At 38.3% G+C, this 23,252-nt stretch carries 19 protein-coding genes; 13 read left to right on the plus strand and 6 right to left on the minus strand.

The genetic code is table 11. From position 1 onward, the window contains the following. Positions 1-21 precede the first annotated feature (21 nt). The 3 genes from ACQKN3_RS01160 (at position 22) to ACQKN3_RS01170 (ending at position 4,548) form a co-directional block, all read left to right on the plus strand. Entirely contained in the window at positions 22-2,385 is a 2,364-nt protein-coding gene (locus ACQKN3_RS01160; protein ID WP_427708811.1) for a bifunctional 2',3'-cyclic-nucleotide 2'-phosphodiesterase/3'-nucleotidase, read from the plus strand. 199 nt (positions 2,386-2,584) lie between these two features. After that, complete coding sequence (locus ACQKN3_RS01165) at positions 2,585-3,499, plus strand: glycine betaine ABC transporter substrate-binding protein (protein WP_427708813.1); 915 nt, start codon at positions 2,585-2,587, stop codon at positions 3,497-3,499. A gap of 140 nt (positions 3,500-3,639) precedes the next feature. After that, positions 3,640-4,548 carry a glycine betaine ABC transporter substrate-binding protein gene (locus ACQKN3_RS01170; RefSeq protein WP_427708815.1) on the plus strand — a complete coding sequence of 303 codons (909 nt, stop codon included), beginning with the start codon at positions 3,640-3,642 and terminating at the stop codon, positions 4,546-4,548. A gap of 84 nt (positions 4,549-4,632) precedes the next feature. Here the strand turns inward: ACQKN3_RS01170 and ACQKN3_RS01175 are convergent, their stop codons facing one another. Next, a complete protein-coding gene (locus ACQKN3_RS01175) occupies positions 4,633-5,625 on the minus strand; it encodes an EAL domain-containing protein (RefSeq protein WP_427708817.1) in 993 nt (330 codons plus the stop codon). 201 nt (positions 5,626-5,826) lie between these two features. Between ACQKN3_RS01175 and ACQKN3_RS01180 the strand changes: the two genes are divergently transcribed. Continuing rightward, entirely contained in the window at positions 5,827-7,131 is a 1,305-nt protein-coding gene (locus ACQKN3_RS01180) for a protoglobin domain-containing protein (protein WP_427708819.1), read from the plus strand. Between the two features lie 164 nt (positions 7,132-7,295). After that, positions 7,296-8,387, plus strand: a complete 1,092-nt coding sequence (locus tag ACQKN3_RS01185; RefSeq protein WP_427708821.1) for an NAD(P)-dependent alcohol dehydrogenase — start codon at positions 7,296-7,298, stop codon at positions 8,385-8,387. Between the two features lie 50 nt (positions 8,388-8,437). Here the strand turns inward: ACQKN3_RS01185 and ACQKN3_RS01190 are convergent, their stop codons facing one another. Further along, positions 8,438-9,121, minus strand: coding sequence for a TraR/DksA C4-type zinc finger protein (locus tag ACQKN3_RS01190; protein WP_427708823.1), 684 nt, complete (start codon positions 9,119-9,121; stop codon positions 8,438-8,440). Between the two features lie 163 nt (positions 9,122-9,284). Between ACQKN3_RS01190 and ACQKN3_RS01195 the strand changes: the two genes are divergently transcribed. Then, the gene (locus ACQKN3_RS01195) at positions 9,285-10,949 is read left to right on the plus strand and encodes a ribonuclease J (protein ID WP_427708825.1); all 1,665 of its coding nucleotides are present in this window, start codon (positions 9,285-9,287) and stop codon (positions 10,947-10,949) included. 104 nt (positions 10,950-11,053) lie between these two features. On the opposite strand, the gene ACQKN3_RS01200 is transcribed toward ACQKN3_RS01195, so the two are convergent. Both ACQKN3_RS01200 and ACQKN3_RS01205 read right to left on the minus strand, forming a co-directional pair. Further along, entirely contained in the window at positions 11,054-11,605 is a 552-nt protein-coding gene (locus tag ACQKN3_RS01200) for an integrase (RefSeq protein ID WP_251686614.1), read from the minus strand. A gap of 282 nt (positions 11,606-11,887) precedes the next feature. Continuing rightward, positions 11,888-12,178 (minus strand): KGG domain-containing protein, encoded by a 291-nt coding sequence (locus ACQKN3_RS01205; protein WP_427708827.1) that lies wholly within the window; start codon positions 12,176-12,178, stop codon positions 11,888-11,890. Positions 12,179-12,545: 367 nt separating this feature from the next. Between ACQKN3_RS01205 and ACQKN3_RS01210 the strand changes: the two genes are divergently transcribed. Next, positions 12,546-14,339, plus strand: coding sequence for a carbon starvation CstA family protein (locus tag ACQKN3_RS01210; RefSeq protein ID WP_427708829.1), 1,794 nt, complete (start codon positions 12,546-12,548; stop codon positions 14,337-14,339). A gap of 34 nt (positions 14,340-14,373) precedes the next feature. On the opposite strand, the gene ACQKN3_RS01215 is transcribed toward ACQKN3_RS01210, so the two are convergent. Beyond that, the gene (locus ACQKN3_RS01215) at positions 14,374-14,937 is read right to left on the minus strand and encodes a GNAT family N-acetyltransferase (protein ID WP_251686617.1); all 564 of its coding nucleotides are present in this window, start codon (positions 14,935-14,937) and stop codon (positions 14,374-14,376) included. Positions 14,938-15,143: 206 nt separating this feature from the next. Here ACQKN3_RS01215 and ACQKN3_RS01220 point away from each other — a divergent pair, with 206 nt between their 5' ends. From ACQKN3_RS01220 to ACQKN3_RS01230, 3 genes are read left to right on the plus strand one after another with little or no spacing between them, the layout of a single operon-like run. Then, positions 15,144-15,920 (plus strand): ABC transporter ATP-binding protein, encoded by a 777-nt coding sequence (locus ACQKN3_RS01220; RefSeq protein ID WP_251686618.1) that lies wholly within the window; start codon positions 15,144-15,146, stop codon positions 15,918-15,920. A gap of 11 nt (positions 15,921-15,931) precedes the next feature. Then, on the plus strand, positions 15,932-16,870 hold the full coding sequence (locus ACQKN3_RS01225; RefSeq protein ID WP_251686619.1) for an ABC transporter substrate-binding protein: 939 nt from the start codon (positions 15,932-15,934) through the stop codon (positions 16,868-16,870). Positions 16,871-16,889: 19 nt separating this feature from the next. After that, positions 16,890-17,651 (plus strand): ABC transporter permease, encoded by a 762-nt coding sequence (locus ACQKN3_RS01230; protein ID WP_079528125.1) that lies wholly within the window; start codon positions 16,890-16,892, stop codon positions 17,649-17,651. Positions 17,652-17,666: 15 nt separating this feature from the next. On the opposite strand, the gene ACQKN3_RS01235 is transcribed toward ACQKN3_RS01230, so the two are convergent. Continuing rightward, complete coding sequence (locus ACQKN3_RS01235) at positions 17,667-18,095, minus strand: winged helix-turn-helix transcriptional regulator (protein WP_251686620.1); 429 nt, start codon at positions 18,093-18,095, stop codon at positions 17,667-17,669. A gap of 163 nt (positions 18,096-18,258) precedes the next feature. Between ACQKN3_RS01235 and ACQKN3_RS01240 the strand changes: the two genes are divergently transcribed. From ACQKN3_RS01240 to ACQKN3_RS01250, 3 genes are all read left to right on the plus strand, one after another. Then, positions 18,259-18,774: a DUF4242 domain-containing protein gene (locus tag ACQKN3_RS01240; RefSeq protein WP_251686621.1), complete on the plus strand. Its 516-nt coding sequence runs from the start codon at positions 18,259-18,261 to the stop codon at positions 18,772-18,774. Positions 18,775-18,794: 20 nt separating this feature from the next. After that, positions 18,795-19,838, plus strand: a complete 1,044-nt coding sequence (locus ACQKN3_RS01245) for an acyl-CoA dehydrogenase family protein (RefSeq protein WP_251686622.1) — start codon at positions 18,795-18,797, stop codon at positions 19,836-19,838. Between the two features lie 196 nt (positions 19,839-20,034). Continuing rightward, the gene (locus tag ACQKN3_RS01250) at positions 20,035-23,220 is read left to right on the plus strand and encodes a DEAD/DEAH box helicase (RefSeq protein ID WP_427708834.1); all 3,186 of its coding nucleotides are present in this window, start codon (positions 20,035-20,037) and stop codon (positions 23,218-23,220) included. Positions 23,221-23,252: the final 32 nt, after the last annotated feature.

Below are 23,252 nucleotides of genomic sequence, written 5' to 3' on the forward strand. Positions count from 1 at the left end.
CAGAATTTGGGAGTGAAAGAAATGTTGAAAAAACTATCTGCTTCAGCCCTAACGCTAACACTTTTAGCAAGTGGCATGTCAGCAGTTTCAGCGGCACCAGCATCTACGAATGAAGATATGACACGTGGAGAGTTTGTGAAGGCCGTAATTGATGCATTGGGAGTAGAGGTCGGTACGGGACAGTCTGTAAAATTCCAGGATGTACCTGAGTCGCTTAAGCCTTATATTGAAAAAGCGGTAGAATTAAAGTTAATTAAAGGAAAAACTCCAACTAAATTTGCACCAGACGAAAAATTGACACGTACTCATGCTTTCCTTATTGCGGCGAGAGGATTACAAGATGAGGAAACATATTCTGAAAAGGTATTGGATCAGTTTAAAGATGCAAACAAAATTGGACAAGGCAATCGCCAGGAAATGGCCAAAGCCGTAGCAACAGGCTTACTGACAGGCTTTAATGACGGAACGATTCGCCCGAACGATTTTGTAACAAAAGCACAGATGCAAAAAATTCTTCAGCGCTTTTTGGAAGAATACAGTCCTGTAAAAGCAAATACGACGGTTTCTTTACGTATTTTAGGCACGACGGATATTCATACTAATATTGTAAACTATGATTATTACAAAGATACTCCAACGAACAGTTTAGGTTTGGCAAAAACTGCGCTGCTAATCGAAAAGGCACGTGAGGAAAATCCAAATACAGTGCTGTTTGACAATGGAGATGCAATACAAGGAACACCACTTGGCTCATATATTCAGTCCGTAACGAAATTAAAAGACGGGGAAGTTCACCCATCGATTGCGGCCATGATCGCACTTGATTATGATGTAGCGACATTCGGTAACCACGAGTTTAACTACGGTTTGGAATTTCTTGATGAAGTAACAGATGATGCCCCATTCCCGTATGTTAATGCCAATGTGCGCAATGCAGCGACAAAGGAATTAATGTATAAGCCATATGTTATGATTGAAAAAGATGTAGTTGATTCAAACGGTGAAAAAACGACAATTAATATTGGGGTAACAGGTATTGTACCACCTCAAATTTTAAAATGGGATAAAGCAAATTTAGAAGGAAAAGTGACAGTTGATGATTCCGTAGAGGCTGTTAAAACAGTCGTTCCGCAAATGAAAGAAGCAGGAGCGGATGTTGTCGTAGTACTTTCACACTCAGGTATGGGAGATGCTACACATGAAAATGGCGAAGAGGATGTATCGTATTTGCTATCTACAATTGAAGATGTGGATGCAATCATTACTGGGCATGCCCATGGCGTATTCCCTGGTAAAGTGGATAGCTCTATAACAAATGTGGATATTGAAAAAGGAACAATGAACGGCAAGCCGATTGTTATGGCCGGTAAATTCGGTAGCCATTTAGGGGTCATTGATCTAGAGCTTGAGAAAAAAGACGATGCATGGGATGTTACAACAGGAACGGGCGCGGTGCGTGAAATCGCAAAAGATAATGATGCTGTCAGCGCTACGGTTGTAGAAAGTGTAAAAGAAGCACATGAAGGAACAATTAAATATGTGCGTCAGGCAGTGGGGACAACGACAGCTAACATTCACAGTTACTTCTCGCAAGTACAGGATGATCCTTCTATTCAAATTGTAACGGATGCTCAATCAATTTATGTGAAACAAAAGCTGAAAGGTACAGCGTATGAAAACCTTCCTGTCTTATCAGCGGGTGCACCATTCAAAGCAGGAACAAGAAGCGATCCGGAATACTATACATTTGTACCAAAAGGCGAGCTTGCAATTAAAAATGTTGCAGATTTATATTTATATGATAATACACTTGCTATGCTGAAAGTAACAGGGGCGGATGTGAAAGAATGGCTGGAAATGTCTGCAGGCCAATTCAATCAAATTGTTGTAGCAAAAGCAGATGAGCAGCAATTAATCAATGAAGAATACCGTTCATACAATTATGATGTGATTGACGGTGTGACATATGAAATCGATGTAACAAAACCGGCAAAATACGATGAGAGCGGAAATGTAGTAAACGAACAAGCATCACGTATTGTCAATCTGCAATATAACGGAAAGCCAATTGATGAAGCACAGGAATTTATCGTAGCGACAAATAACTATCGTGCAAACGGTACATTCCCGGGTGTACGTAATGCAACAGCGGTTGAAATTTATCCGGATGAAAACCGTCAGGCAATTATCGACTATATTTTAGCCGAAAAAACAATCGATCCGACAGCAGATGGTAACTGGAAATTTGCTTCGATTCCGGATAGCGTAAACGTTGTATTTGAATCTTCTAAAAAAGCAGTGGATGTTTTAGATGAAAACAGCGCTATTAAGTATATTGGAGACGGTACAGACGGCTTTGGAAAGTATGGTTTAAAAACAAAATAATTATAAAAATGCCTGTAGGCGAAGAATACCTTTCTTCTGTCTGCAGGTTTTTTTGTGTTTTGAAATTCCAGTCATGAGTAAGAACGGCGGACTATATAGTAACTATTTTTGAGATAGATCCGTTTGACATAGTGACAACCTGTTGTTAATATTGAGTTGTTACTTTTTAGATATAAATTTCAATTTAGGGGATGAGAAAATGAGCAAAATAAAAACAGTAGGTATTACTTTAGGGGTATCTTCAGCACTTCTACTTGCTGCTTGCGGAGATGATACGGAAAATAAAGAAAATACAACAGGCGCATCGTCCTCCAGTATTGGTGAACAGGTGAATTATACCGTTGTTGCCACTGAACCTGGAGCAGGTCTGACTGGCCTCTCACATGATGTATTGGAGCAATATGAAAATCTGGAAGGTTGGACATTACAGGAAAGTTCAACTGCCGGAATGTTGAGTACATTGGATAAGGCAATACGGAATGAAGAACCTGTTATTGTGACAGGCTGGACTCCACATTGGAAATTCTCGGCTTATGATTTAAAAATACTTGAAGATCCTAAAGGTATTTTAGGCGGTGCTGAAAACATTCAAACACTTGCAAGAAAAGGGTTAGAACAAGACCTGCCTGATGTATATACAGTACTTGACCGTTTCTATTGGGAACCGGAAGATATGGAAAAAGTAATGTATGATGCACAAGAAGATGGAGACTTTGATGTAGCAGCAGCCGATTGGGTTGAAAGTAATCAAGACAAAGTAAGTGAATGGACAAAAGATATAGCACAAGGAAATGGCGAGAAAGTAAAAATCATTTCTACACCATGGGATTCTGAATTTGCATCTAGTAGTGTAATAAAAACTGTACTGGAACAATTAGGGTACGAACCTGAGGTGACTCCGGTAGACCCGGCTATTATGTTCCAGTCGATTGCAACAGGTGAAGGAGACGTAACGGTTGCACCATGGTTACCGACAACTCACAAAGCCTTTTATGACAAACATAAAGACGATATTGTTGATTTAGGTGAAAATCTGGAAGGCACGCAAAATGGTTTTGTTGTCCCGGCATATGTAGAGATTGATTCGATTGAAGATTTAAAACCGAAAGAATAAATATAGATATGCCCCGTAATAGTCTAGACGGGGCTTTATTTATTTGTATCTCTAGTTTGACACGAGTAACAACTTGTAGTTAAAATGGAGTTGTCGATTTTCGGGAGTAGATAAATTCAGATTATAGGGGATGAAGTATTTTGAAACAATTTAAAGCTTTAGGTTTAACTATGGGGGTGTCTGCAGCATTGTTATTAGCAGCATGCGGGGATGATACAGACAGCAGTGATAATTCAAATGGAAAAGAAGCCACTATTGGTGAAGAAGTGGGCTATACAATAGTTGGAATTGAACCTGGTGCTGGATTAACAGGTCTTACATATGACGCATTAGAACAATATGAAAATCTGGAAGGCTGGACATTACAGGAAAGTTCGACAGCCGGTATGATAGGTAGTTTAGATCAAGCAATTCGTAATGAAGAACCAATTATTGTTACAGGTTGGAAGCCTCATTGGAAATTCTCAGCTTACGATCTAAAGATATTGGAGGATCCAAAAGGAGCTTTAGGTGGGGAAGAATATACGAATACACTTGTAAGAAAAGGGTTAGAGGAAGATTTACCTGATTTGTATACTGTTCTTGACCGATTTTATTGGGAACCGGAAGATGTAGAACAAGTAATGCTGGAAGCTTCAAATAGTGATTTTGATTCGGCTGCAGCGGAGTGGATTCAAAATAATGAAGATAAAGTGAATGAATGGACTGAAGGTATTGTAAAAGGAAACGGGGAAGAATTAAAGTTAATTACTACTACTTGGGATTCTGAATTAGCATCAAGCAGTGTCATGAAACAAGTAATTAATGATTTAGGGTATAAAGTTAATGTGATTCCTGTTGATCCAGCCATTATGTTCCAGGCTATTGGTAGCGGTGAGGGAGATGCATCGCTTTCTGCAGCACTTCCAACCACACATGATGCGTTTTACAAAAAGCATAAGGAAGATATAGTGGATTTAGGAGAGAACTTAAAAGGCACACAAAATGGTTTAGTCGTACCAGCATATATGGATATCGATTCAATTGAGGATTTGGATCCAAAGAAGTAAATTACGAATAAGATCTTTAGAGTAAATCTAATATGAAAAAAGCTATGTGCAGTAGTGGGAAACCATTTTGCACATAGCTTTTTCTTATCGGATGGAACGCTGTGGTTCGACGCTTGGTTTTCCAAATAAATAGCCTTGGAAAAGCTCATAGCCAATTTGTTTTAGCCACTCGAAGTCTTCCTCGGTTTCAATACCTTCAGCAAGTGGTGTTGCACCAATTTCAAGTGCTTTCTTTAAAAACTGTTTAGCGGTATGTTGTTTTTGACTATCGTTTACAACACCTTGTACATACTTCATATCAAGCTTCATATAATGCGGCTTCATGTCGTCGAGCATTTCCAGTGTGTTATACCCTTCTCCTACATCATCCAAAGCATATTGAAAGCCCTTATCATTATAGTAATTCAAGATCGATTTTAGATGCTCAATATCATCGACCTGCTCCGATTCGACGACTTCAAAGACAAATTGACTCGGGTCAATTTGCAGAAGTTTAGCAAGCTTCACCGTTGACTGCAGACAATATTCCGGAGAATAAATCGATGTAGGAATGAAATTGATAAATGTTTTTTTCATTAGCACAGCAGCATATTTTACGGCAGCCATACGACATAAACGGTCCAATGCATACAAGCGCCCTCGAGTTTTTGCTGCCGTGAAAATTTCATTTGGGTATATAAGCGAACCATCTTCACGGGTAAAGCGTGACAACACTTCGTAAGCATAAATTTCTTTCTTGTTATTTACGATAGGTTGTGAATAGCTGACAATCGCATTTCTATGTATGACATCATCAATCCATTGCATTTCCAAAACTGATTCAATTTCAGCAATAGTCTTCCAAGCCATCTCATCTATTCTAAAATAAATCTGTTCGGGTTCCATATAATCCCTGCTAAAGTCAAGAAATTCCTTTACACCGGATTCTTGTATCGATACGAGCTGTTCCTTTTTAGTAATCGTTAAATTCCGACGCTTAAAGTGATCGATAATCATATCCATCATAGCTATATTATTTTCGCCTTCTAATAAAATATCAAACTGTAATTCAGATACGACACAGTTTTTACAGGACATGAGCTTTCCCTCACTTCTTAGTTTTAATTTTACTGTATACCATTAAGTACAAATATACTATAAAAAAAATTAATAATATATACATTTACTTATATAAGGTGTACAATGTTTGTATATTAAATAGATTAAATAGCGATAATATTTACAGAAAATAGAGTATAACGTTGTACAAATACTATACATAATGTAAGGGTGACGATAATGGTGATATGGTGGAAGCGGAAATCGGTAAATGAAGATAGTAAATTAGAAGAAATGAATTACTTTAAGCCTATTATACAATTTACAAGCATGCCGGAGTTAGAGCAGCAGATGAAATTAATCGGAATAGACGAAAATAATTTACGTTGTATAAAATCGTATCAACCTGCAATTACTGCAGGCGTATCAGAGATAACGGATGTATTTTATGAAAATGTATTGGCTGTGCCATCACTAAAAAAAATAATTGAAGAACGAACAAAAATTGATCGCTTAAAGAAAACATTGAATTTGTACATTATTTCTATGTTTGATGGCGTTTTTAATGAAGAGACAATTGAAGCAAAACGAAAACTCGCCCGCATGCATTTCAAAATCGGTTTGGACCCGAAGTGGTATATGGGTACATTTCAAAAATTGCAGGAAACGATGATTGTGCTCATTAGTAAAGATATAACGGACCTTGCACTTAGGGAACAAATTACATTAAATGTGTCAAAACTTATTAACCTGGAAATGCAGATTGTATTGGAGGAATACGAAAAGGAAAATCAAAATCTACGAGGAGAGCAATATAATGTTGTCAAACTTGAATTAAAGGATAAATTATCGGCCGTTATTCAAAATCTGGCTGATTTAACAGAAGAAACGAACCAATCGATTGAACAAGTAAACAATCATACATCACATATAAACAATACAATCAAATCGAATGTCGCAATTGTCCAACATATTCATACAGATGCATTGACAGGGAAAAATGAAGTTTCAAGGCTGGAGCAGGAAATGATTGAAATTAAAGACAGCGCGGTTGAAATGGGACAACTAATCGGAAATTTAAAGGTCTCTTCAGAACAGATTATCAATATTGTGTTGCTAGTAAAAAATATTGCCGACCAGACAAATTTACTGGCATTAAACGCCTCGATTGAAGCAGCAAGAGCAGGGGACCATGGAAAAGGTTTTGCAGTTGTCGCACAGGAAGTACGTAAACTGGCAGAGCAATCGAAAAGTTCAGTAGAGAACATAACAAACCTTATCCAGACATCCACGTTGTTAACGTCGACTGCTGTTCAAATGATTGATGCTGTCCAGTCAAGGGTGGATTCAGGTCTGGACGTATCAATAAGTACGCAAACAAAATTCCAGCAAATTTTAAAGGCAATCGAACAGAATGAAGCACAAATTAAAGAAGTCGCATTGGATATAACAAACCTAACAAGTGTCATTAGCAACATCGGTCAAGAGACGAGAGATGTTGCAACTACTGCAGATGAACTGTACCAAATGACTACCCACCTGTAAAAATTGTTTAAGTATTATGAAATGAATAAGGCTGTGTAAAAGTGCAATTGCTTTTACACAGTTTTTTGTTTTCTGAGCTGCCTTTTATAATTAAGTGTAATTACAAAATGATTGGGAATAGTAAGGTAGGTGAGAATAAATTAACAAATAAGGAGACACAAAGAATGAAAATTACAGCAGCTGTAACTGAAGCACAAGGAAAAGATTTCGTCTTGCAGGAAGTGGAACTTGCATCTCCAAAAGCAAATGAAGTAATGATTAAAATTGTAGCAACTGGTGTTTGTCATACGGATTCGGTAGCACGTGATTTAGCAATTGCTCCACTTCCAGCCGTTCTTGGTCATGAAGGATCAGGAATTGTGGAAGAAGTGGGTGAAGCCGTAACAAGTTTAGAAAAAGGTGACCATGTCGTTATTTCATTTGCACATTGCGGTTCATGTCCAAACTGTTTGACTGGACATCCTACAGTATGTGATACGTTTAATCCACTAAACTTTGGCGGTGTCCAAAATGACTATACAACACGTCTTTCAAAAGATGGTACTGAGTTAGCGACATTCTTCGGCCAGTCTTCATTCGGAACATATGCAATTGCACATGAGCGAAATGTTGTAAAAGTAGATAAAGATGTCGACTTAGCGTTGCTTGGTCCTCTTGGCTGTGGGATTCAAACAGGTGCCGGTACAGTATTAAATCGCCTGCGACCACAATTTGGTTCCACAATTGTCATATACGGATGCGGAGCTGTAGGTTTGTCTGCATTAATGGCAGCAAAAATTGTCGGCTGTAAACAAATTATTGCCGTGGACGTTCATGATTCCCGATTGGAGTTTGCAAAAGAACTCGGGGCAACACATGTATTAAATGGACGAAATGTTGATGTCGTTGCCGAGGTGAAAAAGATTACAAACGGAGGTTCAAACTTTGCTGTTGAAACGACAGGTGTGCCGCCCGTTGTGAAACAATCCCTAAATGCATTACGCCCATTAGGTACTTGTGCCATTGTAGGCGTAACACCTGAGATGGCAATTGATGTCCATAACGATATTATGGCGGAAGGGAAAACAATGATGGGTGTCATCGAAGGCGATTCGGTACCTCGCGTATTTATTCCGGAGTTAGTCAACTATTATAAAGATGGTAAATTCCCGTTTGATCGACTCGTTAAGTTTTATGAATTTGAACAAATTAACGAAGCTTTTGAAGACTCTAAAAAAGGGATTACGATTAAACCCATTTTAAAAATCGCGAAATAAAGGTAAAAGCCGAGTACACAAAAATTCTCGGCTTTTTGATTTTATTGCGGTCATTCTAAATAATCATATTTACGTGCTTCATCTGCATACTCTTTGGAAATTTGCCCCTGAAGATAATCTTCTTTTGAGACATGCAATATTTCCAATGCAGAATACGTATCTTCATCATCTTTGTCTTTATATAAATCATTGTAGTGATCGAAATCCCCTTCAAAATCCGCGGGTGTATCGGAATTTCCATATTGTGCTACGATTTGGAAAGAGTCTTCGTTATCTTGAAGCTCATCATCCTTTTCCCGATTTGAAAAGGAGTTGTCTACAGCCGGATGGAGCAGTTGTTCTTCAACCGGACGATCTGTTGCAGGAGCTTTTGCATCACTATGCTCAATACAAAAAGTCGTATACGGAATTGCTTGCAGCCGATCATATGGGATTTCTGTTTGGCATTTTGCACAAACTCCATATGTACCGTCATTCATCCGTTCAAATGCTGCTTCGATTTGGCCCAATAAGTCATCACTATGCACTTTTAACGCCATATCTTTTTCACGGTCATACAATTCGGTCGCCAAATCTGCGGGATGATTGTCGATAGTAGAGAGTTCATCAGTAGAATCCCTTAAACTGGCACGTGCAATAATTTCATTTTCATTTGTATTGACATCACCAATTAATTCTCTTTTTTGTTCGATGAGCAGTCGTTTTAATTTAGTAAGCTGTTTTTCACTAAGCATCATAATCAATTCCTTTCAATAATAGTATGGGCGAAATACGATGAATTATTTCAAAACATCGTGAACTGCGTTCGTATAGTTTCTTTTTAAATTAGAAATACTAATGTATAAGGCGAAATTTTATGCACACATAAAAATATCCATCCTATAGGAGGACTCGAAGTTGCTAAATACTGAAAATACACTATCCATCTTCGCACTCGGCGGTATTAATGAAATCGGAAAAAATATGTATGTCATTGAATATGGAGAAGAATTAGTTATTGTTGACTGTGGCGGTAAATTTGCGGATCAAAGTTTATTAGGTGTTGATTTAATTATCCCGGATTTAAGTTATTTGGAGGAAAATAAACATAAAATCAAGGCTTTAGTTGTAACCCATGGGCATGAAGATCATATTGGCGGTATCCCATATTTGCTGAGAAAAATTAATATGCCGATATACGCTACCAGATTTACACTCGGGTTAATTGAATTGAAATTAAAAGAGCATAAATTGCTACGTGATTCAGAATTAAATGAGATAAATGCAGAATCTAAAATTAGTTTCGACCAATTATCACTCACATTCTTTAAGACGAGTCACAGCATCCCAGACTGTTTAGGGATTGTTTTTCATACACCTGAAGGGAAAGTCATTCATACAGGTGACTTTAAATTTGATTTTACACCTGTTAATGATCAAACGTCGGATATTCACAAAATGGCAGCACTCGGTTCAGAAGGGGTGCTTGCGCTTATTTCCGAAAGTACAAACGCTGAACGTCCGGGATTTACACCATCCGAGCAAGTAATTGGACGTCATTTGGATGAGGCGTTTCAAAAGGCGACCGGAAAAATCTTCATTTCTACATTTGCATCCAATGTGAATCGTATTCATCAAATTATCGAAGCAGCAAAAAAGACGAATCGAAAAATTGTATTATTAGGCCGCAGCATGGTCAATGTTACGTCTGTAGCGATGCGACTAGGCTACTTGGATATTCCAGGTTGGATGCTTATCGAACCAAGAGAGTTAAAAGAGTTGCCGCCGGAACGGGCAGTAATATTATGTACGGGAAGCCAAGGGGAACCATTAGCTGCGCTTTCCCGCCTCTCAACTGGTCGTAATCGAGATGTCAAAGTTGTCCAAGGCGATACGGTTATTTTCGCAGCTTCTCCTATTCCGGGAAATGAAAAAGATGTTTCAAAAATAGTTGATAATCTGTTTCAGCTTGGCGCAAATGTAGTTTACGGAAATTCAAGTATTACCGGTATGCACGTCTCTGGACATGGCTATCAAGAAGATTTAAAAATGATGCTGACACTCATGAAACCAAAATATTTTATTCCGATTCATGGAGAATATCGCATGCTTCATATTCATCGTTCATTGGCCGAAGCGGTTGGAGTTGAAAAAGGGCATACATTTATTTTGAAAAATGGTGATATAGTTGATATTAAAGGCGGGGAAGCACGGCAAACACGTTCAATTCCGGCAGGAGATACGTATGTGGATGGTACTGGAAGTGATGAAGTCGGTGAAATTGTACTGCGGGATCGAAAGCAGCTATCCGAAGATGGGATGCTAGTTATTGTTGTCACAATCAGTAAATTCGATGGTTCCATTATTTCAGGTCCGGATAGTATTTCACGAGGATTCGTCTATGCAAGGGAATCAGAAGGATTAATAAATGATATTAACGAAATTGCTCAAGCAGCTGTAGAAAACTTTAATGAAGCCAATCCTTTTGCTATGAAAAAAGCGGTTAAACACGCGGTAGATCAATATATCTTTACATTAAAAATGAAAAAGCCAATGATTTTGCCGATAATTATTGAAATATAAAATTAAATTAAAACAGAAAAACGATCTTGAAAGGAAATGTTCGCTTTCAAGATCGTTGTTTTATTACATGCTTTTTATTCTTTATTTGTTTGGGCTCACTAAAATTAAGCAGGCTGAAGTTCTGTTTGTTCCAGTAACTGTTTGTAAGCTGCTAAATCTTCTTCATAATTTCTAATATATGTGGAAAGACTATGTTTTTTTATCGTTTCAAATGAATTTTGATCGATGAATTGTAATTTTTGATTCAGAATTTCTGCATTAGCCCATGCTGTTTCTTCAAAAGCAATGTTCATTTGATGTTCTTCAATAATCATACCTAACAATTCGGGATTATTAAAAATTTCTTTAGTAGAATATTGATCTCGCATATCAAAATAATCGAAGGTTCTAGTTAAAGAAGCATCTAGTGCAGGGCGGTCAATCGCATGACCTAGTTCATGAAGTGTAATGGTTTTTACATATTGATCAAATGGAATGGTTGATAGTTCTCCAGCTGCTTTTACTAAACGGTTTGCATCAAAACTAACAACATTCGTTATAAAGTTATAGCTCATATTTACTCCGGTATGATCCTCTTCCAACATTGTATTGAGGCCGGTAGCTTTTATAGTGGAATAAATTAATTCATATAAAAATTTGTTTGTAGATTGTTGCATGTATGCGCTCATTTCCTTTTCTATATATATAAAATAAATAAGAAAACACAATAAAACGCTCGCTATAATTAAAGCAAGCATAAAATAATATATAATTCCTATATAATATTTTCAAGTAATTTGTTTGGTTATGTATGCTGTTGGAGAGAAATTTTGGATAGGCGAGTAAAAGCATGCAAAAAAGGATGTTTGCCATTCTTCTAAACGGCAAACATCCCTTATTAATGTAAATTATTAATATTTACATCTTGCATTAACCTATCTTCAAGGTCAATTAAATAATTATGAGTTATTTTTGTTGTTATTGTTACTGTTATTGTTATTGTTTTTACGGCTTGCTTCTCCGCCTTTGCGGCCAGCTTCTTCACGGCTCATTTTGCCGCCGCCGTTGTTATTGTTGTTGTTACCGTTTTGGTTGTTTCCGCTGCTCGCTTCTCCACCTTTACGGCCGATTTCTTCGTAAAATTCTCTACCATGGTTATTAGATGTAGCTTCTCCGCCTTTACGACCCGCTTCTTGAACCGTCATTGATCCGTCATTCTGATTCTGATTACGTTTGTTGTTGTTAGCCATTTCTTACATCCTCCTAGTGAAAATTTTTTAGCTTATTGCTAAGCTTACTAGTTAAATTCCCATCTCACTTTATATTAAACATAAATTATATTTCATTTATATTACAAAAAAATGATGTAAAGTTATTAGAAACAAAAAAAGCAGTTCATTCTTTAGAAGAGAATCTTCACGTAACATAGGTATGTGAAGTATTGTAAGGGGAATTTATTTCTATTGTTTTGATAATTACCATAATTTAAGTAGTCTAGTATGATAAAATAGCTATTATGCATAATTTTCAGTTAATTTTAAATATTGTGATACAACAGTTCTTAATTTTGTTATTGTTGTATTACAACAAAAGAGATATACATAGGGGGAAAGTGAAATGAATGCGATTACACTAGTAATTGGGGCAATATGTATTTTAGTAATTGCCTATCGTTTTTACGGAATTTTCTTTACAAAAAAAGTATTAAAGATTAATGAAGATACGCCAACACCTGCAAACGAAAAAAATGACGGACAAGATTATGTGCCGACAAATCGTTGGGTAGCATTCGGGCATCACTTTGCAGCAATTGCAGCTGCAGGACCGTTAGTTGGACCAATTTTAGCCGCGCAATTCGGTTATTTACCGGGTTACCTTTGGTTATTAATTGGTGCTGTTATTGGGGGAGCTGTACACGATGCTGTTGTATTATTTGCTTCGATGACAAAAGGCGGGAAGTCATTATCGGAAGTTATGCGTGAAGAGCTTGGGCCTGTCGCTGGTTTTTGTACAGGATTAGCAATGCTGTTCATTATTACAATTACAATGGCTGGTTTATCAATGGTTATTTTAGGTGCTTTAGCAGAAAACCCTTGGGGAACATTTGCGGTTGCTGCAACGATACCGATTGCAATGCTCATGGGCCTGATCAATAAATTTACAGGGAACTTGAAAATATCAACAATACTTGGGGTCATCCTCCTTGTTGGGGCCGTTTTCTACGGACCATCTATTCAAGGTACTTGGTTAGGTGATGTACTAACATTGGATCGTGAAACATTATCGATTCTATTGCCGATTTATGCGTTCTTTGCGGCTGCTTTACCAGTATGGTTCTTATTGGCACCACGCGATTATTTGAGCAGTTTCATGAAAATAGGGGTGTTTATTGCTTTAATCATTGGAGTGTTTATTATTAACCCTACAATTCAATTCCCTGCGATTATTCCTGAATTCCTAGGAGGGGGTCCAATTGTTGCAGGTCCAGTATGGCCATTCGTATCGATTACAATCGCTTGTGGAGCTATTTCTGGTTTCCATGCATTTGTAGGATCAGGTACTACACCGAAAATGCTGAACCGATGGGATGATATTCGCGTAGTTGGTTTTGGTGCAATGCTCGTAGAATGTGTCGTTGGAGTTATGGCACTGATCGCTGCAACTGTACTGCATCCGGCAGATTACTTTGCGATTAACTCATCACCTGAAGCATTCGCGAAATTAGGAATGACGGTAGTTGATTTACCGGTGCTGTCAGAAGCGATTGGTATGGATCTGGAGGGACGTACTGGTGGTGCCGTAACACTTGCAGTCGGTATGGCATCCATATTTGCAGGGGTAGAATGGTTTAGCCATCTAACCGCTTACTTCTATCAATTTGTTATAATGTTTGAAGCTGTATTTATTTTAACTGCAATTGACGCAGGTACACGTACAGCACGTTACTTAATTCAAGACTTTTTAGGGAATGTCTATAAGCCGCTGAAAAAGACGGATTGGCTACCAGGGGCAATTGGAGCAAGTGCATTGGCCTGTATCATGTGGGGATACTTATTAAATTCAGGGGATATTGCTTCTGTCTGGGCGTTATTCGGGGTATCCAACCAGCTGATGGCCTCCATTGGTCTAGTATGTGGTGTAACATTCGTATTGAAAGTAGCAGATAAACGTATTTATGCTTTAACTTGCTTTATTCCATTAGTGTATTTATATATTACGGTAAATGTAGCAGGATTCTGGATGGTGAAAAATGTTTACTGGAACGAAATGGCCGGTGGTTACAATATTTTAAACGGTATTCTATCGATTATTATGCTGACATTGGGATTGATCATTGTAATTACATCATTCATAAAATGGCGTGAACTTTGGGCACATCCTCGTTTCACAAAACAAGCAGCTGCTAACTAAAATAAATAAAAAGAGCGGAAAATTAGAGTAATCTCTAAATTTTCCGCTCTTTTTGTGTTGGATATAAATAGTTGAGAAAGTCGTCCTTGAAAACAGCATTTAAAATACACGGCTGCTTTTGTCTTTTTTCCAGCAGCAAATGTTCTTCGGGAAATTGCTGTTCGATATTTAAAGATATGAACGGGAGTTTTTCCTGTGCTTTTTGAGAACGCAAATTGACCGTGCGTGCACCGGCAAAAACTACCTCAAGATGCAAGTATTCAAATGCTATTTTCAATAGTTCTATTTTAGAGGCCAGATTATAACCTTGTCCCCAATAATCGACTCCAATCCAGCTTCCGATATGGCATTGCTTATTGGACTGATCGATAAACATCAGTGTCGTAATACCAATCAATTGGTCCTCTTCATTCAAAATTAAACGGGATATAGTTTTCCCTTCAGATTCCTCCATTAGTGTATTAATAATAAAGTTTTCCGTATCCTCTAAAGATTGTGTAGGGAGCCCGAGTGCATTCTTTACTTCGGGCGCCATTGATAATCGATGGATTTCTTTCGCATAGCTAAGCGCTTGTGGAACTAATGTTACTTTTTTCATTCATATAACCTCACTTTCCGATAAAACAAACGAAATCTACAAAGAGTAGATTGCTCTATTTTACATTATATTCTAAAAATATCCGATTATTTTTTAGAAAATAAAAATTAATTAAAAAATAAGGTTGTTTTATTTAAGTAAGTATAATAATATAACTCATATAATATAAAACCAAGTTGAATAATCGGTATTGGGGTGAAAAATAATTGTCGACAGCTAAGATTGAAATTAATGAGGTTTCAAAGTCGTATGGAGAAAAAGGTCCGACAGTATTAAAGGATGTTTCCTTTAATATAAAACACGGCGAAGTGATTGCCATTCTGGGGAAAAGCGGTTGCGGTAAAAGTACATTGCTGAACTGTATCGGTGGCTTTGAAACGACTAATCAAGGACAGATCCTGCTTGATGGGACTGCCGTTACAAAACCTAGTAAACGCTGTATTATGCTTATGCAAAATTACGGGCTGCTGCCATGGCGCTCTGTTCGGAAAAATGTGGAGCTCGGGATTGAGAATTCAGATTTATCGACTGCTGAAATTACAAAAAGAGCGGCCCATTATTTACAGATGGTCGGATTGGAAGACCGTGCAAATGCATTGCCTGGCGAGCTGTCGGGTGGCATGCAGCAACGCGTCGCAATTGCCCGTGCGCTAGCCATTCAACCGGAAGTTATTTTAATGGATGAACCGTTCGGAGCGCTTGATACCTTTACACGCTATTATTTACAGGATGAATTAAAACAAATCCAGCAACGCGAGAAAATGACGATTGTATTAGTAACCCATGACATCGATGAAGCAATTTATTTAGCAGATCGCATCCTTATTATGAAGCCTAATCCTGGTGAAATTCATAAAGAAGTTGTGCTGAAGTTGCCAAAGGAACGCAATCGTGCTGATACGGATTTTCAGCATTACCGCGAAATTATATTCAATGAATTCCAGTTTACTCATGATAAAGCAGCAATCGAATTTAATATTTAGGAGGATAGTAGATGAAAAAGGTAGTGTTAATCATGACAATGCTGTTCGTGGCAGTGTTGTCGGCATGCGGGACGAATGAAGGAAGTTCTGCAGGTGACGGGGAAAAGCCAACGATTAAAATCGGCTATTTACCGATTACGCATGCAGTTCCGTTATATATGCAGAATGATGAAAAGTATGAAGATTACAATTTAGAGCTCGTGAAATTCGGGTCTTGGCCTGAGCTGATGGATGCACTGAATACTGGTGCAATTGATGGGGCATCTGTATTGATCCAGCTAGCGATGAATGCAAAGGAAAAAGGCATTGATCTAAAAGCAGTGGCACTTGGTCACCGTGATGGCAATGTATTAATTGGAGGTAAGGATATAAATTCCGTGGAAGAACTGAAAGGGAAATCTTTTGCGATTCCAAGCAGATTTTCAACACACAATATTTTGCTGTATGAAATGCTGAAAAAACATGGCATTGCTTACGATGAAGTAGATGTGATCGAATTGCCGCCAGCGGAAATGCCTGCAGCTTTAGCGGAAGGGCGTATTGCTGGTTATGTAGTTGCTGAGCCATTTGGTGCGATATCGGTTGCATTGGAAAACGGGAAAGTGCTTTATCAGTCAGAAGAAATTTGGCAAGATTCGATTGATTGCGGTTTAGTATTGCGCGGTCAGTTTATTAAAGACAATAAAGAATTGGCAGGGAAGTTTGTCGATGACTATGTAGCAGGCGGTGAGCTTGCACAAGGGAAAGACGACCATATGCATGAAGTCGTTGGTCAATATTTAACAGTTGAAAAAAATGTACTGGATATATCATTAGATTGGATTTCCTACGACAATTTAAGTATTGAACAAGACAGCTATGCGATTCTACGTGATGCATTATTGGAAATGGGATTATCCGAAAACCCGCCTTCCTATGAAGATTTTGTTGATGCTAGCTTTGTAAATTAGTAGAGGACGGAGGGATATTATGGCGATAGTGAAGAAATTGTCCCCGATTGCACTTGGCTTTCTATTATTACTTGTCGTTTGGCAAGCTGCAATTATGATAGGTGGGCATCAGTCGGCACTTTTCCCTCCGCCTTTAAAAGTGGGGGAAGCATTACTTGCGATCATTTCCGATGGTTCGCTGTTTGCACATATACAAATTAGTTTATTACGATTTTTTTCAGGTTATCTTATTGCAGTTGTTGCAGCCATTTCGTTAGGGTTGATTTTAGGAAGGTTGCCGGCTGTCTGGAAAGTGCTCGATCCAGTAGTTCAAGTATTGCGACCGGTTTCGCCGATTGCATGGTCACCGTTTATCGTTTTATGGTTCGGCATCGGCAATATGCCGGCGATTGTGATTATTTTTATCGCTGCATTTTTCCCGGTCTTATTGTCAACGGTATCAGCGGTAAAAAAAGTCGACAAAACGTATTTACGCATTGCATCGAATTTTGAAATGAGCCCTTTTGAGACAATGAGAAAAATTATATTGCCGGCTTCATTTCCGATGATCGCCAATGGGCTGCATATGGCGCTAGGTTCTGCATGGATTTTCCTCGTAGCCGGGGAAATGGTCGGTGCGCAATCGGGTTTAGGATTTTTAATTGTCGATGCACGAAATTCTTTGAGTCTGGATTTAGTCATGGCGAGTATTGTTGTAATCGGGGTACTTGGCCTTTTACTGGATAAAGGCATTCATTATTTTGAAAGCTGGGTAAACCGCATCTGGGGAGGCGCAAAATAAAACTGCCTAATGATTTTAGACAGTTTTTAACGGCCGTATATGAATCGTATCGACACGTTCGCCAGTGTCAGTAGAATAATATCCGACTTCTACACGCTGTTCATCAGGACCTACGATTTCTTTATAGCAGGTTTCCAGATGATCAGCACCCCATATAATCATCGAATTGAAAACATGCTCAAGGGCGGTACCTTTTTCCGTTAATGTGTAACGGTAGCGTGGGGGATGGGCGGAATATAGCTCACTTTGAACGATCTGTGCTTCTTCCAATTCTTTTAACCGGTTTGACAGAATATTTGCTGACAAACCTGGAAGCTTCAGCTTAATATCATTGAAGTTCGTTTCACCGATCAGCAGTTCATGAATGATGAGAAGCGTCCAACGATCACCAAGAATATTTAATGTTTGTGCAATGTTACAAGGTAAGTCATAACGTGTTTTCATGTTTTCGCCTCCTTGATACAAGTATAAACATTAATTTTATGCAATGCGAGTTAATTTTTTTAACCTGTAAAAGGCATTAAAAATGGGTATTCATAGTGCGCTCTATCAGAACGCCTATTTGAATATAGAACAATCTAACATTTACTATTAGGAGGATAATACAATGAGTTTATTTTTAGTAGAATCAACAATTAACGAGGTTTCTTCAAAGGAAGCATTTGCGGCATTAGTCGAAAAAGTGCATGCAACGGAAGGTGTTGGGGTTATCGAAGTACAAGTGGCAAAAGATTTTTCCCGTGGCTATTTCATTATTGAAGCATCTGATGAGGAAGCAGCAAAAACAGCATTACAAACACAAGGTGTTGCTATTGATTTAGTAAAGGAAGTACGTTTAATCGGTAAAGAACTTGATGAAGTCAAAGCAGGCGGCGAGCAAGTGAACTACCTAGTGGAATGGGAAATTCCTGCAGAAATCACAATGGAAAAATATTTAGAGCGTAAAAAGAAAAATTCGGTAAAATACGAAGAAGTTCCAGATGTAAAATTCTCTCGTACTTATGTATGTGAAGATATGACAAAATGTTTATGTTTCTATGATGCACCAGATGAAGCAGCTGTAAAACGTGCACGTGAAGCAGTGCAAACACCGATCACATCATTAACGGAATTGGCAGACTAAAAGGAAAGGATGCGGGGACAATGGCATTGAACAAAGAATTGTTAGAACGAATCATCGATGAAAAACTGAAGCCCGTAGTGAAGAAGGTCGATGAACAGGCACATTATGCAGAAGATTATATTTTAGCGCTAAGTGAGGCTGGATTCTTCCATTCGGCAAATAAGGACCAATCGACACTATTACAAGATGAGGCAGCGGTTGTTCGTGAAACAGCAAAGGTTTGTATGACAACAGCGTTTTGTGTTTGGTGCCATTTAGCCGCATTAACTTATTTGCGTAATAGTAATAACTCGTATTTAAAGCAAACAATATTACCTGAGCTGGAAAACGGCGTAAAACTTGGTGCAACAGGTTTATCAAATGCGATGAAGTACTATTCTGGATTAGAAAAACTTCATCTGAAGGCAGAAAAGACAGAAGAAGGCTATGTTATTACTGGAACATTGCCTGCTGTATCAAATTTGGGGAACCGTCATTACTTTGGTGCAGTTGCGACAGTCGATAGTCGTGAAGTTCTGGTGCTTGTCCCAACTGATATCAAAGGTCTTGAAATGAATGAACGACTTGGTTTCCTTGGAGTGAATGGCAGCGCGACTTATTCATGTAAATTTAATCAAGTTGTAATTTCGAAAGACTTTGTCATTTCCGAGGATGCAAAAGCATTTTGCGATATTATTCGCCCTACGTTTATTTATTATCAAGTTCCGCTTGGTGCAGGTGTTATTGCGGCAGCAGTTGAAGGTATTGAAAAAGTAAAAGCGAAGCAAAATGGCTGTAATGAATACTTAAAAGTACAGGCAACTGAACTGCGGGATCAATATGATAGAATTAATTCAGAGTTGAACAACTTGGCAGGCAATTTGTCATTGAAGGAAATTGTCAACACACGTCTGCAAGCAGTGCATGATACATTAGCTGCGGTACAGGCGAACATGATACACAATGGAGCTGCCGGTTATGTTGCAGGAAGTGTACCATCACGCAAACTGCGTGAAGCATACTTCTTTGCCAACTTGACGCCAACAGTCCGACATCTAGAAAAAATCAAATCATCTTTTGCTTGAGTTTGAAGAGGCAAAGATAACCCAAAAATATCATTTTTCTCTAAGGGGAAATGATATTTTTTTGCTCTTAATTTTTTCATTTACTCATCTCATAACGTAATTATTGAAGAATTAAAGGTTTTCTTCATCTTCGCTTCAAACTAGTAATTCAATGAGTGACATGAGAAAATGGATTGAATAGAAAAGGGGGAACGGCATGGATATTAAACTATCGGAAAAACAAATAAAAAATCTATGCGGAACCGTTTCTTTTAAAAAAGGGCAAACTTTTTATCAAACAGGAAAAGTGAATTTCCTGCAATATACGGATATGTATGGAGAAGCGGTTGTAAAAAGCACGGAACAATTCGTTGTCCGGATAGAAAAAGAGGGAACAGATCAATTTAAGACATCGTGCAGTTGTCCGACATTGGGTGATTTCAGTAAAAGCTGTCAACATGTAGCGGCGGTTCTTATCGCTATTAATAATCTCAGCAAGAATAAGGCTCAATCGCTGCCAGATGATGAGTACGATGAAAGTTTTATTTCTGAAAACAGTTTTCTTTCTATTTTTAAACAACAGACAGTACAAACGACAAAGCAGCAGCGTCACTTTGAAAAGCGGGAAGTAATGGATGTACAGTTCGTAATAACACCTGTTCAATTTACAGAACAAGACCCGGTTATTGGAATGCAGCTCCAAGTTAATGGAGATCAAATTTTATCTATTCGAGAGTTCTTAACACATATAAAAAATAAAAAGCCATACCGGATTTCCCATAACACAACCTATAATTTTGAACAGTTTTGTTTTGACGAACAGCATGATGCCATCTTACAGCTCCTTATAAAAATTGTAGAAGATGATGCACTTTATAATGATATGCCTGTACAAAGTCAGGAGCAGCATTTGCTGATCATTCCGCCTTCATCCTGGTATATACTTTCTTCATTGATTTCCAATACGAAAAATGTTTTGTTATTTTATCAAAACGAAAGCTATAGCGAATTAAAGATTGTAACACAGCCTACAGCACTTCGTTTTTTCATTGAAGCAAAAGGAGAAGAGTATCAGCTTTATATAGAAGGAATTGAACGTGCTGTCTTGCTTCCAAGTTACCGGTTAGTGCTATTTGAAGGTGAATTGACGCAAATGAGTGAAGACAGCATGAAGCAGCTTTTCGAATTAAAGCAAATGCTTCAGCAAAAATCTTTATTAACAATTGAGCATTCACACTGGGATTACTTCCGGGAACAGGTGATACCTAAACTGAAAAAAATAGGCGTTGTCGAAATGGCTCGGGAGCTTTCGGTAAAACAGATGGAAAACCCATTAGTAGTAAACGTTTATTTAGACCGTCTGAAAAATCGTTTCCTAGCAGGTGTGGAATTTCAGTACGGGCAATTTGTCATTCAACCATTGGATGAAAAGCTTTCAGATGACGTGTTCATCATTCGGGATATCGAAAAGGAAGCGGCAGTTTTAGCGTTGATGGATGAAAGCGGCTTTACAAAAACGGATGGCGGCTACTATATGCAGAATGAAGAACTTGAATATGAGTTTTTATATCACCAGCTTCCAAAGCTCACAAAACTCGCTAAAATCTATGCAACAAGTTCTGTTAAGCTGCGGATTGCCAAAGAAAATAACTTTCCAAAAATCCGGGTGAATGTCCAAAAGGAACGAACAAATTGGCTTGAATTTAAATTTGAAATGGATGGCGTTTCGAATAAGCAAATTAAAGAAATTTTAGCGGCAATCAAAGTGAAGCAAAAATATTATCGTCTACAAGATGGGGCATTGCTGTCTTTGGAGACGAGGGAAATCGAAGAAATTCAACGTTTTCTTAGAGCAATTCCAGCTCAGGATGATGAGTATGAATTAACGTTTAATATGCCAATAACGGATAGTCTACCGTTTTTGGAGCAATTTGAACAAAGTGATATATTCGAAGCGGAAGAATCGTTTAAACAGTTTACAGGTCAGTTATTACATCCTGAATCATTGACATTTGAAGTTCCAAAAAGCCTGGAACCAATTCTTCGGGATTACCAGAAACATGGTTTTAACTGGTTGAAATTGCTCTCGAATTATGGATTCGGCGGTGTGCTTGCCGATGATATGGGGCTTGGGAAAACAGTCCAGAGTATTGCTTTTATTGTATCAGAATTGCCGATAATCCGTGCTAACAAACAGCCGGTTCTAATCGTTTGTCCATCGTCGCTTTCATACAATTGGCTTTATGAGTTCATGCAATTTGCACCGGAAGCCGAAGCGATTGTCATTGATGGGGAAGTAGCGGAGCGGCGTCATTTACTGCGTACAATGGAAGATCATGATGTTATTATTACAACCTATCCGTTATTACGTAAAGATAGCGCATTTTATGAACGTCAGCATTTCCATACGGTATTTTTTGATGAGGCACAGGCCTTTAAAAATCCGGTTACTCAGACAGCAAGAACGGTAAAAAGAATCAATGCAACAAATCGCTTTGGTTTAACAGGAACACCGATTGAAAACTCATTATCGGAATTATGGTCGATTTACCGTGTCATCTTTCCGCAGCTGTTCCGCGAGCTTGAGGATTTCCGCCATATGCAGCGAAAAGATATTGCACGAAAAGTACGGCCGTTTCTCCTTCGCCGAATGAAAGAACATGTATTAGGGGAATTACCTCAAAAAGAGGAAATGATTGAAAAAGCTGAACTGTTACCGGAGCAAAAAGCGTTGTATGCCGCCTATTTGGCCAAGTTGCGTGTTGATACAATGAAGCATCTGGACAAAGAAACGTTTCATAAAAACCGAATTCGTATTTTGGCGGGAATTACGAGACTGCGTCAAATCTGCTGTCACCCGGCATTGTTTGTCGAAGGGTATAAAGGTGGTTCCGCAAAGTTTGAGCAGCTGTTCCGACTATTGGAACAATCGAAGGCATCCGGCCGACGGGTATTAATATTTTCACAGTTTACACAAATGTTGAAAATGATTGCGACAGAGCTTTCCAAGCGCGGAGAACAATATTTTTACCTTGATGGACAAACGCCTTCAGAAGAGCGTATTGCACTTTGTAACTCTTTTAATGATGGAGAGCGGGATATGTTTTTGATTTCATTAAAAGCAGGTGGTACTGGACTGAATCTAACGGGGGCGGACACCGTCATTTTATATGATTTATGGTGGAATCCGGCAGTCGAGGAACAAGCAGCTGACCGTGCCCATCGTATGGGGCAAAAGGAAGTTGTACAAGTTATTAAGCTTATTGCAAATGGAACGATTGAGGAAAAAATGAGTGAGCTTCAACAGAAGAAGAAAATGCTTATTTCGGATATATTGGACGGTGATGAATCGTCGAAGGGAACATTAACCGAGCAAGATATCCGGGAAATTTTAATGATTTAAAAAGGTTATGAGGACGTTTTTGTGCACCTCAT

Origin of the sequence: Solibacillus sp. NPDC093137, from assembly GCF_050280445.1 — a bacterium.
In the GTDB taxonomy this organism is placed as follows: domain Bacteria; phylum Bacillota; class Bacilli; order Bacillales_A; family Planococcaceae; genus Solibacillus; species Solibacillus isronensis_B.

What these genes read in the sequence shown, in the direction of transcription:
- ACQKN3_RS01225 (WP_251686619.1), top strand. Translation starts at nt 15,932, where the DNA reads ATGAAAAAGGTAGTGTTAATCATGACAATGCTGTTCGTGGCAGTGTTG.
- ACQKN3_RS01190 (WP_427708823.1), bottom strand. Translation starts at nt 9,121, where the DNA reads ATGCTTAGTGAAAAACAGCTTACTAAATTAAAACGACTGCTCATCGAA.
- ACQKN3_RS01175 (WP_427708817.1), bottom strand. Translation starts at nt 5,625, where the DNA reads ATGTCCTGTAAAAACTGTGTCGTATCTGAATTACAGTTTGATATTTTA.
- ACQKN3_RS01165 (WP_427708813.1), top strand. Translation starts at nt 2,585, where the DNA reads ATGAGCAAAATAAAAACAGTAGGTATTACTTTAGGGGTATCTTCAGCA.
- ACQKN3_RS01215 (WP_251686617.1), bottom strand. Translation starts at nt 14,937, where the DNA reads ATGAAAAAAGTAACATTAGTTCCACAAGCGCTTAGCTATGCGAAAGAA.
- ACQKN3_RS01160 (WP_427708811.1), top strand. Translation starts at nt 22, where the DNA reads ATGTTGAAAAAACTATCTGCTTCAGCCCTAACGCTAACACTTTTAGCA.
- ACQKN3_RS01185 (WP_427708821.1), top strand. Translation starts at nt 7,296, where the DNA reads ATGAAAATTACAGCAGCTGTAACTGAAGCACAAGGAAAAGATTTCGTC.
- ACQKN3_RS01205 (WP_427708827.1), bottom strand. Translation starts at nt 12,178, where the DNA reads ATGGCTAACAACAACAAACGTAATCAGAATCAGAATGACGGATCAATG.
- ACQKN3_RS01200 (WP_251686614.1), bottom strand. Translation starts at nt 11,605, where the DNA reads ATGCAACAATCTACAAACAAATTTTTATATGAATTAATTTATTCCACT.
- ACQKN3_RS01235 (WP_251686620.1), bottom strand. Translation starts at nt 18,095, where the DNA reads ATGAAAACACGTTATGACTTACCTTGTAACATTGCACAAACATTAAAT.
- ACQKN3_RS01210 (WP_427708829.1), top strand. Translation starts at nt 12,546, where the DNA reads ATGAATGCGATTACACTAGTAATTGGGGCAATATGTATTTTAGTAATT.
- ACQKN3_RS01250 (WP_427708834.1), top strand. Translation starts at nt 20,035, where the DNA reads ATGGATATTAAACTATCGGAAAAACAAATAAAAAATCTATGCGGAACC.
- ACQKN3_RS01245 (WP_251686622.1), top strand. Translation starts at nt 18,795, where the DNA reads ATGGCATTGAACAAAGAATTGTTAGAACGAATCATCGATGAAAAACTG.
- ACQKN3_RS01230 (WP_079528125.1), top strand. Translation starts at nt 16,890, where the DNA reads ATGGCGATAGTGAAGAAATTGTCCCCGATTGCACTTGGCTTTCTATTA.
- ACQKN3_RS01180 (WP_427708819.1), top strand. Translation starts at nt 5,827, where the DNA reads ATGGTGATATGGTGGAAGCGGAAATCGGTAAATGAAGATAGTAAATTA.
- ACQKN3_RS01240 (WP_251686621.1), top strand. Translation starts at nt 18,259, where the DNA reads ATGAGTTTATTTTTAGTAGAATCAACAATTAACGAGGTTTCTTCAAAG.